Here is a 12,736-nt window from a genome sequence, read left to right on the forward strand (position 1 = left end):
CTTGGGCCAGGAAGCGCGCTAGTTACCGGCCCCTCCCCCCCGATGCAAGCACTTTATGGGGTAGTTCCTCAATATGTCATATATCTCCCCCGCCCCATGTTCCCATTGCATGAGAAAAGGGTTTTCCCTTTCCTGTACACAGGGCTGAGACACGGAAAAGCCACGTTCCACCCACTCCACACACAATTCGGGCGCCGGACCCCCGGGAAACGAATCCCGGATATCCTGACGCCCGACTGACGCTGATTCTATATATTCCGAAAGAACGAATCCGCCCTTTCGGAACAGCCTGATCAGTTCTTGGTCTTGTCGACCAGCTTGCCCTTGGCAATCCACGGCATCATCGCACGCAGCTTCTCACCGGTCTTCTCGATCTGGTGAGCATCGTTGCGAGCGCGAATGGCCTTGAAGCCAACGCCACCGGACTGGTTCTCAAGGATAAAGTTGCGAACGAACGTGCCGTCCTGAATGTCCGTCAGGACGCGCTTCATTTCAGCCTTGGTTTCCGCCGTGATGATGCGCGGACCCGTCACGTACTCACCATACTCCGCAGTGTTGGAGATGGAGTAGTTCATGTTGGAAATGCCGCCTTCGTAGATCAGATCTACGATCAGCTTCATTTCGTGCAGGCACTCGAAATACGCCATTTCCGGCGCATATCCGCCTTCAACCAGCGTCTCGAAACCAGCGCGGATCAGGTCGACCACGCCACCGCACAGGACAGCCTGCTCGCCGAACAGATCGGTTTCGACTTCTTCCTTGAAGGTCGTCTCGATGATGCCTGCACGGCCACCACCATTGGCGCTGGCATAGGACAGGGCGATTTCGAGCGCATTGCCCGAAGCATTCTGCGCCACGGCCACGAGGGACGGAACGCCACCGCCACGCTGGTATTCGGAGCGAACCGTGTGGCCCGGGCCCTTCGGCGCGATCAGGAACACGTCCAGATCCGGACGGGCTTCAATGATGCGGAAATGGATGGACAGACCATGCGCGAAGGCAAGGGCTGCGCCCTGCTTCAGGTTCTTCTCAAGGCTGTCCTTGTACAGGGCGCCCTGGCCTTCATCCGGCGTCAGAACCATGACCACATCGGCCCACGCGGCTGCGTCTTCCGGGGACATGACCTTGAAACCAGCCTCTTCAGCCTTCTTGACGGCAGAAGACGTCGGACGCAGGCCGATGACGATGTCCGTCAGGCCGCTGTCCTTGAGGTTGTTGGCATGAGCGTGACCCTGGCTGCCATAGCCAATGATCGCGACTTTCTTGCTCTTGATCAGATTCAGATCGGCATCGCGATCATAATATACCCGCATCAGACAGGCTCCTTGTTAAGGTGAAAGACTGAAGGACCGCGCCCGATGGCGGCAATCCCGGTGCGCGAAACCTCGGCCAGACCAAGGGGGCGCATCAACTCGATGAAAGCGTCGATCTTCTCGGGCGAGCCCGTCAGTTCGAACACGAAACTCGTAGCCGTCGTATCCACGGGCCGCGCACGGAACGAATCCGCAATGCGCAGGGCCTCCGTCCGGCGCTCCCCGGACGAGACAACCTTCACCAGCGCAAGCTCACGGCCCACATACGGACCCTCTTCCGTCAGGTCACAGACATCATGCACCGGAATCAGGCGCTTGAGCTGCGCCTTGATCTGCCGGATCACCATCGGCGTACCGGACGTCAGCACCGTGATGCGCGAGAGCTTCTGCTCCGCATCCACTAGCGCCACAGTCAGGCTCTCAATGTTGTAGCCACGGCCGGAAAACAGACCGACCACACGGGCCAGCGCGCCACTCTCGTCCTCGATCAGGACCGAGATGACCGAATGTTGGATAATCTCCGTCATCAGACCAGCATCTTTCCTTCTTCGGTCAGTCCCGCCGCTTCGGAATCCTGATCCGGACCCAGCAGCATCTGGTTGTGCGCCGCACCCGATGGGATCATCGGATAGCAGTTCTCGCCTTCCGCCACGCAGATATCGGCCACGACCGGACCATCATGCGCCAGCATCCGGCGGATCACATCATCCAGCTCACCCACATGCGTCGCCCGCATCCCGGTCGCATGGAACGCCTCGGCGAGCTTCACAAAGTCCGGCAGCGCCTCGCTGTAGGACTGCGAATAACGCGAGCCGTGAAGCAGTTCCTGCCACTGGCGAACCATGCCCATATAGTGGTTGTTCAGGATGAATATCTTCACCGGCAGACGATACTGCGCGATCGTCCCCAGTTCTTGGATGTTCATGAGCGTGGACGCTTCACCGGCAATATCGATCACCAGCGCGTCCGGATGCGCCACCTGCGCGCCCACGGCGGCCGGCAGACCATAGCCCATCGTCCCCAGACCACCGGACGTCAGCCAGCGGTTCGGCTTGTCGAACTGGAAGTGCTGGGCCGCCCACATCTGATGCTGCCCGACTTCCGTGGAGACAAACGTATCGCGACCCGTTTCCTTCGCCAGCTCATACAGACGGCGAACGGCGTGCTGCGGACGGATGACGGCAGACGGCGTCATGTCCTGCGTGAAGCCGAACCCGTCCACACTCCGCCAGGACGCAATCTGGTTCCACCAGACCGACAGATCCGGCGCAGGCGTCTCTCCCCAGCCTTCCAGCAGCGCTTCAAGCGTATCGCGCACATCGCCTTCGATCCGAACGTCCACCGGCACGATCTTGTCGATCTGGCTCGGGTCGATATCGGCATGAACCTTGAACGAATTGGGCGAGAACGCATCCACACGCCCCGTCACGCGGTCATCGAAACGCGATCCCAGAGCGATCAGCAGATCACAGCCATGCGTGGCCATGTTCGCCTCAACCGAACCATGCATCCCCAGCATGCCGAGGAACTGCGGATCGGGAGACGGAAACGCCCCCAGCCCCATCAGCGTGGACGTCACCGGGAAACCGGTCTTACGCGCCAGACGACGCAGCAGATCCGACGCTTCCGGCCCGGAATTGATGATGCCGCCACCCGTATAGAAGAGCGGACGTTTCGCCGTCTTCATGGCTTCGAGGGTCCGGGCGATTGCCTCCGCGTCCGGGCCACCCTGATGACGCAGCCGCTGCAACCGCGACAATGCCGGCTTCGTCAGCGGCGCCTTGCCAACGGTGATGTCCTTGGGCAGATCCACCAGAACAGGCCCCGGACGTCCCGAACGCGCAACCTCGAATGCCTCACGCACGGTCTGCGCCAGCGTTCCGGGCTCCCGGACGAGATAATTGTGCTTGGTCGCAGGACGCGTGATGCCCGTCGTGTCGGCTTCCTGAAACGCGTCATTGCCGATCAGCTTCGTCGGCACCTGCCCCGCCAGACAGACGAGCGGAATGGAATCCATCAGCGCGTCCACGAGCCCGGTCACGGCATTGGTCGCCCCCGGACCCGACGTCACCAGAACCACGCCAACCTTGCCCGTCGAGCGCGCATAAGCTTCCGCCGCATGAACGGCAGCCTGTTCGTGGCGTACAAGAATGTGTCGAATCCGGTCCTGCTTGAAAAGAGCGTCGTAAATCGGAAGGACAGCCCCACCCGGATATCCGAATATGACCTCCACACCCTCTTCATCGAGAACGCGCAGAAGCACTTCCGCGCCATTCAGCGCCTCGTTGCCTGTTCCTGCGTCTCTTTCAGCAGCCGTCACCGTTTCCTCCCAAGGTATGAGCCGCCGGATTTAGGACGACAACGCGGCCGCGTCAACTCGTTCCGATATAAAGTTCTCTATTTTTTCATAATCACTTTCCGAATCTTGCGCAAAATGGGTGTATCTACGCAACGAAATCATCGCATCACCCTCTTTTCCCAACGCATGATGCCGAAACCACGTTGCCTGCCGCCGCGTATAGCGCCCGATGGCAAGGACCGCAGATTCCCGGGCCTTCTCAAGCGATTCCGCCCCTCGCAGAACGGATGCCAGTTCAGGCACACCATGCGCACGCATGGCAGGTAGAACCGGATCAAGCCCCCGCTCCAGCAGACGGGACACTTCCTCCAGAGCCCCGGCCTCCAGCATCTGCCCGAATCTGAAATCGATCGCACGGCGCAACCCCTCCCGCGGGGGATCAAGCTGCACGGACACAAACTGGCATGGCGCAGGCGACAGACCCGGCTGCGACCGCCACCAACCCAGCCCATGCCCCGTCCCCGTCCAGACCTCCCAGGCCCGCGAAATCCGCTGCGTATCGTTCGGACGCAGACCAGACGCCGTTTCAGGGTCAACCTGCATCAGCCGCGCATGCAGCGCCTCCGGCCCGATTTCTTCAGCCAACCCCCGCGCTTCCGTCCGCGCAATCTCTCCGGGGTCCGGCACCTCCACCAACCCATCCGTCAGCGCCCGAAGATACATCCCTGTCCCACCACACAGGATCGGCATGCGCCCCACGGCCCACGCCTCATCCATTTCCCGCAAGGCTTCGGACCGCCACCAGGCCACACTGCCCGGTACGGCCGCATCCAGAACGCCGTAAAGCCGGTGCGGGACAGCAGCCTCATCCGCGTCGTCAGGCCGGGCCGTCAGGATCCGCAGATCACGGTAAACCTGCATGGAATCCGCGTTGATAACCGTACCGTCAAAGCGTCGCGCAAGATCGAGCGCCAGTGCTGACTTGCCGGAGCACGTCGGTCCAGCCACAATGATCGCAGTTTTTATTGTCTTCGGGGCGTTCATTCTCCCCTCCTGCCACACGTGCCGGACCGTTACGAGATCTCATGTCCCTTCCTGCCGTCCTGACCCTTATCGCTGACCGGAAATCCGGTCCCCTCAAACCCGAAGCCATCGACGTGGCCCGCACGCTCGTCAAGGGCAGCGCACCCATCGTCCTGTCTCCGGGCGAAGCAGTGGACATTCCCTGCCCGCCGCCACGCCCCGGATCGGCCAGCATCGCCACGATCCGGGCGACGCTTGCGCCCTACCGCGTCGATGCACTGCTCCTCAAAACGCGTGGCCGCCGCCGTGCCGTCCTCGTCGCGGACATGGACAGCACCATCGTCACGGGCGAAACGCTGGACGAAATGGCCGCCCTGCTGGGCTGCGGCGAAGAAGTCGCAGCCATTACCCGCGCGTCGATGAGCGGCGAACTGGATTTTGATGCGGCCCTTGAACAGCGCGTGGCTCTTCTGGCCGGGAAACCGGCTTCGGTTCTCGAACAGGTCTGGGAATCCGTCACACTGACGGAAGGGGCCCGCGAACTCGTGCAGACCATGCGCAAGCATAATGGCCGGACGGCGTTGGTCTCGGGAGGCTTCACATGGTTCACCCAGCGCGTGGCCGAGCTTTGCGGATTCGACGAGAATTACGGCAATGAACTGGAAATCGAGGACGGCAAGATCACCGGTCGTCTCGCGGCCCCGATCCTCGGCCCGGATGGCAAGCGCGACCATCTCGAACGCCTGACTTCAGAGCGCGGCGTGCAGCTTCGTGCCGCCCTGACGACCGGCGACGGCGCCAACGACATCCCGATGCTGGCCAGCGCGGGCCTTGGCCTGGCCTTCCACGCCAAACCCAATGTCCGCCGCATCATTTCCACGCAGATCAACTTCGCCAACCTGCGCGCGCATCTCTTCGCACAGGGCTATCACGCGAAGGATTTCGTCACGGACTGACCGGGCCTCAAACCCGCAGGATACAAAAAAGCCGCCGGAGACTCTCTCCAGCGGCTTTTTTCTGATCAGTACCCCCAGGTGTAAGGCGGCACGTCTGAATAAGAAGGCTCGGCGTAATAGCCGGGGGCATAACCCGGCGCATATCCATATCCGCCATACCCGCCACCATAACCATAAGGCGAGGCCTCGATTGCCATCCCGGTCGCGACGCCAAGCCCGACACCAAGGCCCCAACCACCCCAGCCCCAGCCGCCGCCCCAGCCCGGCATCCCCCAGCCATAACCGAACCAGCCGGGTCCGCCCCAGCCGTTCCAGCCACCCCAGCCCGGATAACCCCAGCCGCCAAAGCGCGGACCACCCCAACCTCCATGCCAGCCGCCACCACGGTAGCCCCAACCGGGACGCCCACCGCCATAACCGCCCCATCCTCCATGATAGCCACCACCGGGAGGGCGGAACCCGCCGCCGCCCGGACCATGAAAGCCACCCCCCATACCGCCGGGCCTCATACCCCCGCCCATACCACCGGGGCCCATGCCACCACCGTGAAATCCCCCACCGGGGCCTCCACCGCCATGGAAGCCGCCGCCACCCGGACCTCCGCCATGCTGGGCAAAAGCGGGAACAGAAATCGTGGACGCCAGCAAGGCCAGCATCAATGCGGCAGCTGATCTGTGGGTGAAGGTCATGGCAAGTCTCCTGCGGGAAAGCCCGATCATGTGTCCCATATCGGCATTACCAGATCGTGTAGAAAGAGGGACTTTCCATGACGAAACAACTTGTTTCACGTGAAACACTTCCGTCACCTTCGCCTGCGCTGCGCCCCCAGATGCCCACCAAGGCTTTCCAGCGCCAGACGAAGCTCCTCGTCCTCGATATCCGGCACGTCGATCTGCAAGGGTTTCGGACGCTTCGGCGTTGGTCGCTCGAACGCTACCAGATCCTGAACGATCTTCAGTCGCTCGATCCCATATTCACCCCGCAACCCACACGCCACATTGATGCGCTCAATGATCTGCGGCGCCAGATGCTGAAGCTCCATGGCGATCGGTCCCGCACAGGCCAGCGTCAGCGTTCCCGCAGACAGACGGCGCGGTTCGGTCTGCTTTCCCAGACGCGGGCCGACAAAATCCGCCCAATCCATCATCAGACGCGCCAGAACCGGCGGCTTCTTTTTGAAAACAGGCTGCGTCAGCGCCTGCACAAAAGACCCGATCTGCTTTGTGCCCGAACGGCGCGGCGTCCAGTTGCGGTCTGCCGGCACCCAGCCATCAGGCTCCTGCGCCGGTTTCTTTCGGGCCGTATTTCGTAACGGGCGCTTGTCCGAACCGCGATCCTTCGTCATATCCGTTCCCGTGACTCCTGATGCATCCGCCCTGCTGCGCTGGTACGACCACCACCGCCGCGCCCTTCCCTGGCGCAGCCTGCCCGGCCAGCGTCCAGACCCGTATGCCGTCTGGCTGAGCGAAATCATGCTCCAGCAAACGACAGTCAAAGCCGTCATATCCTATTATGAGCGCTTTCTCACGCATTACCCTACCGTACAGGATCTCGCGGCAGCCCCGCTTGAAGACGTCCTGCATCTCTGGGCTGGCCTCGGCTACTATGCCCGCGCCCGCAATCTTCATGCCTGCGCGAAACGCGTCTCCGAACGCGGCGCTTTCCCCGATACGGTCGAAGACCTGCTGACCCTTCCCGGAATCGGCGCCTACACAGCCCGCGCCATCGCCGCCATCGCCTTCGGACGCCCCGTTGTGCCCGTTGACGGCAATGTCGAACGCGTCACGGCCCGCCTGTACGCCACAGAAGAGCCGCTCCCGGCTGTGCGGCCCCTTCTGGCGAAACAGGCCGCACGCCTGAATGCCGATCCTGTCGCACAAAGCCGTCCGTCAGACTTCGCTCAGGCCCTGTTCGACCTCGGCGCAACGATCTGCACACCCCGCAATCCCGCCTGCCTGACCTGCCCTTGGCAGACCTCCTGCATCGCCCACGCCCGCGGAATCGCAGCCCAGCTTCCGGCCAAACAATCCAAACAGGCACGCCCGACACGTTACGGCGCACATTTCCTCCTGCATGATACCAACGGCCAGATCCTGCTGCGGACCCGTCCCCCAACCGGCCTGCTCGGCAGCATGGACGAACTCCCCGGAACGGACTGGCGCAGCACACCCTGGAGCGAAGACGAAGCCCTCGCTCATGCACCCTGCCTAACCGACTGGGCGCACAGAGGCGAAATCCGCCATGTCTTCACCCATTTCACCCTGTACCTCACGGTTTATGAGGCTTACCTTCCACAAGCTCATAATGCAGGGATCGATTCCTCTTTCGGCACGTTCCGTTCAACGAAGCGCGCTGCCCTGCCCGGCGTCATGAAGAAATGTCTGGCCCTCACCAAACAGCCTTCGGAGACATGATGACTGAGACCACCCCGACACTCCGCCTCTGGTTCATGGACTGGTTCGGCTGGATGCTCGATCACAATTCCCTGAAAGATGCGCTGGGCCGCACCCCCTTTCAGGAAGGCCGCTTTCCGGGCCTCAGCGCCAGTATCCCGCTACCCTTCCAGCTTCCCTGCCGCCCGACGCTGGAAAAGCGGATTTCAATGCCACGCACCTTTCCCGAAATGGAACTGCGGGAAATTGCCCCGAACCGGGTCGTCTTTTTCATCCCACAAAGCGGAACCTATCTGAGAAGCTCTCCGACAGGCCCGAATTCGATAGACCTTTGGGCTCCCGAAGCAAAAGAATGGGAAACATTTTTTCCCATGACGGTCGAGATGCTGCGTGGGTTGTCCCTGATCCTCAAGCCCAACACTGTAAAGCTGCAAGACGATGCGGGGCACGACCTTCCTGCACCCACGCTCCAACAGGGATTCATGCTCCAGTTTGGCGACCGGCATCTTCCATTGTTCCTGAACACGACAGCTCTGATCCAGATCGGCCAGATCATGCCAGGAGCCACTGCCAAAGTCGCACTGACATGGGAAGACGACGCCCCACCTGCCTATTTTAACGTATCCCGCGAAACCCCGTCCAATCATCAATAGTATAAAAACAGGCCATTCAGAGAAATATGTGAAAACTTTTACCCCATATCTCTGAAATACCATGGCGATTCCTGTAATCCGAAATACCTGAAAAAGACTATTCCAGTCCTCATCCTTTTCACGGAAATTGTCTGTCTGTATTCAATTCCCCCTCATGAGAAAGGGTTTTTTCAATTAATTGTAATTTTTGATTGATGTCCTTCACAGACAGGATTTTTGTTCTAAACATTTATGCGTCTGGAGCAGACAGGCATTTAATACGAAGCCGGTCTGTTTTCCGGCTGTCATGGGAAGATATGTCAGCAACAGATTATTTTCTTGCCGCTTCAGGGGGCCGTCTTAACGGAACGGACCGTCTATTCTTTTACGCTCCCGGTTATTTAACGACAGAAAATCGCTATCCCGACTTTCACGATTTTCCGCTTCTCCCTACGGCACATCGCCCCTCACTACCCTGCTCCAGACACCAGCCCGCAACCTGCCATCCGCCTGTCTCGGGTCAGATGACTGCATGGTCCTGTCAGCACGCCAGACCATCCAGTCATCTGACCGTCACTACGGCTCCTGAGGTATCGAAATCATGACCTACACTGTCGGACATTATCTTGCCGAACGACTGACACAGATCGGCCTGAAGCATCACTTCGCCGTTGCCGGTGACTACAATCTCGTTCTGCTTGACCAGCTGATCGAACAGGGCGGCACGAAGCAGATCTATGACTGCAACGAGCTGAACTGCAGCTTCGCCGCCGAAGGTTATGCCCGCGCCAACGGTGCAGCCGCTGCCGTCATCACCTTCAGCGTCGGCGCTATCTCCGCCATGAACGGCCTCGGCGGCGCCTATGCCGAGAACCTGCCGATCCTCGTGATTTCGGGTGCTCCGAACTCCAACGATCACGGTTCGGGCCACGTCCTGCACCACACGATCGGCACGACGGACTACAGCTACCAGATGGAAATGGCGAAGCACGTCACCTGTGCCGCCGAAAGCATCACCTCTGCTGAAACCGCGCCGGCCAAGATCGACCACGTCATCCGCACGATGCTGCGCGAGAAGAAGCCGGCCTTTCTCGAAATCGCCTGCAACATCTCGGCCGCACCCTGCGTCCGTCCGGGCCCGGTCTCGTCCCTGCACGCCCATCCGCGTCCGGATGAAGCCAGCCTGAAGGCCGCTCTGGACGAAAGCCTGAGCTTCCTCAACAAGGCCAACAAGGTCGCCATCCTGGTCGGCACCAAGCTGCGCGCAGCCGAAGCCCTCAAGGAAACGGTCGAACTGGCTGACAAGCTTGGCTGCCCCGTCACGGTCATGGCGGCTGCAAAGAGCTACTTCCCCGAGACGCACCCCGGCTTCCGTGGCGTGTACTGGGGCGACGTCAGCAGCCCGGGCGCCCAGGAAATCATCGAAGGCGCCGATGCCGTCATCTGCCTGGCACCGGTCTGGAACGACTACTCCTCGGGTGGCTGGAAGAGCATCATCCGCGGCGAGAAAGTTCTCGAAGTCAATCCCGACCGCGTCACGGTCAACGGCAAGACCTTCGAAGGCTTCCGCCTGAAGGAATTCGTCAAGGCCCTGACCGAGAAGGCTCCGAAGAAGTCCGCAGCCCTGACCGGCGAATACAAGCCCGTCATGCTGCCGAAGGCCGACCCGTCCAAGCCGCTGTCCAACGACGAAATGACCCGCCAGATCAATGAACTGGTCGACGGCAACACCACCCTTTTCGCCGAGACCGGCGACTCATGGTTCAACGCCGTGCGTATGCACCTTCCCGAAGGTGCGAAGGTCGAGACGGAAATGCAGTGGGGTCACATCGGCTGGTCCGTTCCGTCCATGTTCGGTAACGCCACCGCTTCGCCGGAGCGCAAGCACGTCCTGATGGTCGGTGACGGTTCCTTCCAGCTGACGGCGCAGGAAGTGGCCCAGATGGTCCGCTACGAACTGCCGGTCATCATCTTCCTGGTGAACAACCACGGCTACGTCATCGAAATGGCTATCCATGACGGCCCGTACAACTACATCCAGAACTGGGACTACGCAGCTCTGATGCAGTGCTTCAACCAGGGTGTCCCCGGCGAAGAAAGCGGCAAGTACGGTCTCGGCCTGCATGCCACGACGGGCGAGGAACTGGCCGAAGCCATCGCCAAGGCCAAGAAGAACACCCGCGGCCCGACGCTCATCGAGTGCAAGCTCGACCGGACGGACTGCACCAAGACGCTGGTTCAGTGGGGCAAGGCTGTTGCAGCCGCAAACTCCCGCAAGCCCCAAAACACCTGATCAGAATCAGGTCTCTAACGAAAAACCCCCGTGTCAGACACGGGGGTTTTTTCTTTTGTACCGCATAAAACCTGACAACCGTCAGAGCAGACGCGCCACCTTCATGAACAGAAACGTCACACTCATGAAGACGAAACAGACAATGCCTGCCTCCACCGTCCCCAAAGACCCCTGAGCCAGAAACATCCCGCCGGTATTCATCCCGAAGAACCCGGTCACGAATGTCGCGGGCAGCATCAACGTGGTCCCGACCGAGACGATATACAGCCGCCGGTTGGTCTCTTCCGCCTGATTGGACCCAAGCTCGTCCTGCAACGACCGCGCACGGTCCTGAAGCGCGATCAGATCGTCCAGCGCCGCATGAACCTGCCGCTCCGCCCGGTCGCGGAGTTCATCTTCCGCCCAGTCCGGAAGATCCAGATCCTCGTCTTTCAGAACACGGTCAATTGGCGTCACAACCCGGCGCAATTCGGTCGCACGACGGCGCACCTTGCCCACGATACTACCCAGATGCCCCAGATCCGAACGATGCTCGATCAGCAGAAGCACATCTTCCGCCCGATCCAGCTCATCATCCAGATGCCCAAGCTGTCGCCGCACAGTCCCGGTAAATTCCCGCAAGGCACGATCAATGATCCCTGCAGGCGTTTTGGGAATCTGATCCGGCCTCAGAGAACGATACGCCGCCCCCAGCACCGGAATGGGATTGCGCCGCGTCGTAATCAGCAGATCCGGGCGCATCGCAAACCGCCAGGCACAAATTTCCCTGTCATCTTCGGACAGCGCATCGTCAAAGGCGGGGAGCGCCCCCCAGATCAGGTCCTCGAACGCTTCAAGCGCAATACCGTATTCCGTCTCAGCCAGCATGGCACAGACGTCTTCAGGCAGATCCGGCAGATGCGCGACATAGCCGCGAGCAGAACTGTGCACCGTATCGAAATGCAGCCAGTACCAGCCTTCGCTCTCAAGTGGACGACCCGGCGCCAGCAGCGCCTCGACCTCAGCCGATCCCAGCGTGCGCAGTTCCTGCCCCGGAACGGCATGAACGGCCCAGACAAGCCCGTTCGCGAATGCGGGCGCACCGGTTTCCTGATGCTGTGGGTCCAGAACCGTGAAGGGGAAGTTGTAGGCAGTGCTGTCTGACACGACATCCTCCTGTTTTCAGGGGGTTCAGGACCGGCAGAACCGGCATGCAGGTTCAACAGAAACGACGGGGCAACGCGCCCTCTCCGGCTTCTCGCATGCCCTGCATACAGACGCAATATACCCGTCTTTCCGCACCCAAACCGTCACGAAAATGCAACTCCGCCCCAAACAGACAGTTAAAACCCCATATCGCAATGAGTCAGCCTCATACACGGGCGCTCTCTTTTGGGAAGGAATATCCATGTCCATCCGCACAGCATTCTTCGCCACAAGCCTTCTGCTCGGCACCGCAATCGCCGCTCCTGCCGCAATGGCTCAGGCAGTCAGCGCGCCCAGCAACGACCAGCCGCAGACTTCGACCTCCGCGATCCAGAAAGCGCAGAATTCCACGATCAGCCAGCCGAATAATGCCCTTCCGACCAATCCGCGCACCGTAACGGAACAGCCGGACCAGCCTGCGCCTGCCGCCCCCGGTCCCATGACCCACAGCCCGAACGAAACCGGCCCCGTCCCGTCAAACCAGAAGGACGTCCACAGGCTCCCCGGCAAACATCATCACGCCCACAAGAAAACCTCCGCACCAACCGACGCGACACCACAGACCACAGCGCCGGAATAACGCGTCCGAACAGACATACAGAGAGCCGATTGCCGGGCCCGCCCTTTCCGCGGGTCCGCCAA

Annotated in this window: 12 protein-coding genes; 5 read left to right on the forward strand and 7 right to left on the reverse strand. The window is 60.7% G+C overall.

Annotated elements, in window-relative coordinates:
• Positions 1 to 293: 293 nt before the first annotated feature.
• From ilvC to miaA, 4 genes are read right to left on the reverse strand one after another with little or no spacing between them, the layout of a single operon-like run.
• On the reverse strand, positions 294 to 1,313 hold the full coding sequence (gene ilvC, locus ABDK74_RS08925) for a ketol-acid reductoisomerase (protein WP_099285903.1): 1,020 nt from the start codon (positions 1,311 to 1,313) through the stop codon (positions 294 to 296).
• Entirely contained in the window at positions 1,313 to 1,840 is a 528-nt protein-coding gene (ilvN, locus tag ABDK74_RS08930; protein ID WP_346003525.1) for an acetolactate synthase small subunit, read from the reverse strand. The genes ilvC and ilvN overlap by 1 nt, the downstream gene beginning before the upstream one ends.
• On the reverse strand, positions 1,840 to 3,633 hold the full coding sequence (ilvB, locus tag ABDK74_RS08935) for a biosynthetic-type acetolactate synthase large subunit (RefSeq protein ID WP_346003526.1): 1,794 nt from the start codon (positions 3,631 to 3,633) through the stop codon (positions 1,840 to 1,842). Before ilvB ends, ilvN begins: the two co-directional genes overlap by 1 nt.
• A gap of 30 nt (positions 3,634 to 3,663) precedes the next feature.
• The gene (miaA, locus tag ABDK74_RS08940) at positions 3,664 to 4,656 is read right to left on the reverse strand and encodes a tRNA (adenosine(37)-N6)-dimethylallyltransferase MiaA (RefSeq protein WP_346003527.1); all 993 of its coding nucleotides are present in this window, start codon (positions 4,654 to 4,656) and stop codon (positions 3,664 to 3,666) included.
• 41 nt (positions 4,657 to 4,697) lie between these two features.
• Here miaA and serB point away from each other — a divergent pair, with 41 nt between their 5' ends.
• Positions 4,698 to 5,591, forward strand: coding sequence for a phosphoserine phosphatase SerB (gene serB / locus ABDK74_RS08945; RefSeq protein ID WP_346003528.1), 894 nt, complete (start codon positions 4,698 to 4,700; stop codon positions 5,589 to 5,591).
• Between the two features lie 65 nt (positions 5,592 to 5,656).
• On the opposite strand, the gene ABDK74_RS08950 is transcribed toward serB, so the two are convergent.
• Positions 5,657 to 6,280, reverse strand: a complete 624-nt coding sequence (locus ABDK74_RS08950) for a hypothetical protein (protein ID WP_346003529.1) — start codon at positions 6,278 to 6,280, stop codon at positions 5,657 to 5,659.
• A 113-nt stretch (positions 6,281 to 6,393) separates the two neighbouring features.
• Positions 6,394 to 6,936, reverse strand: coding sequence for a DciA family protein (locus ABDK74_RS08955; protein WP_346003530.1), 543 nt, complete (start codon positions 6,934 to 6,936; stop codon positions 6,394 to 6,396).
• Positions 6,937 to 6,946: 10 nt separating this feature from the next.
• Here ABDK74_RS08955 and mutY point away from each other — a divergent pair, with 10 nt between their 5' ends.
• The 3 genes from mutY (at position 6,947) to ABDK74_RS08970 (ending at position 10,909) form a co-directional block, all read left to right on the forward strand.
• Positions 6,947 to 8,005, forward strand: coding sequence for an A/G-specific adenine glycosylase (mutY, locus tag ABDK74_RS08960; RefSeq protein WP_346003531.1), 1,059 nt, complete (start codon positions 6,947 to 6,949; stop codon positions 8,003 to 8,005).
• Positions 8,002 to 8,637 (forward strand): hypothetical protein, encoded by a 636-nt coding sequence (locus ABDK74_RS08965; RefSeq protein WP_346003532.1) that lies wholly within the window; start codon positions 8,002 to 8,004, stop codon positions 8,635 to 8,637. The genes mutY and ABDK74_RS08965 overlap by 4 nt, the downstream gene beginning before the upstream one ends.
• A gap of 580 nt (positions 8,638 to 9,217) precedes the next feature.
• Positions 9,218 to 10,909, forward strand: a complete 1,692-nt coding sequence (locus ABDK74_RS08970) for a thiamine pyrophosphate-binding protein (RefSeq protein ID WP_346003533.1) — start codon at positions 9,218 to 9,220, stop codon at positions 10,907 to 10,909.
• 81 nt (positions 10,910 to 10,990) lie between these two features.
• Here the strand turns inward: ABDK74_RS08970 and ABDK74_RS08975 are convergent, their stop codons facing one another.
• Positions 10,991 to 12,055, reverse strand: coding sequence for a transporter (locus tag ABDK74_RS08975; protein ID WP_346003534.1), 1,065 nt, complete (start codon positions 12,053 to 12,055; stop codon positions 10,991 to 10,993).
• A 241-nt stretch (positions 12,056 to 12,296) separates the two neighbouring features.
• On the opposite strand from ABDK74_RS08975, the gene ABDK74_RS08980 reads away from it, so the two are divergent.
• Positions 12,297 to 12,674: a hypothetical protein gene (locus ABDK74_RS08980; protein ID WP_194255417.1), complete on the forward strand. Its 378-nt coding sequence runs from the start codon at positions 12,297 to 12,299 to the stop codon at positions 12,672 to 12,674.
• Positions 12,675 to 12,736: the final 62 nt, after the last annotated feature.

This window comes from Gluconobacter sp. OJB, assembly GCF_039638275.1.
Lineage (GTDB): Bacteria > Pseudomonadota > Alphaproteobacteria > Acetobacterales > Acetobacteraceae > Gluconobacter > Gluconobacter cerevisiae.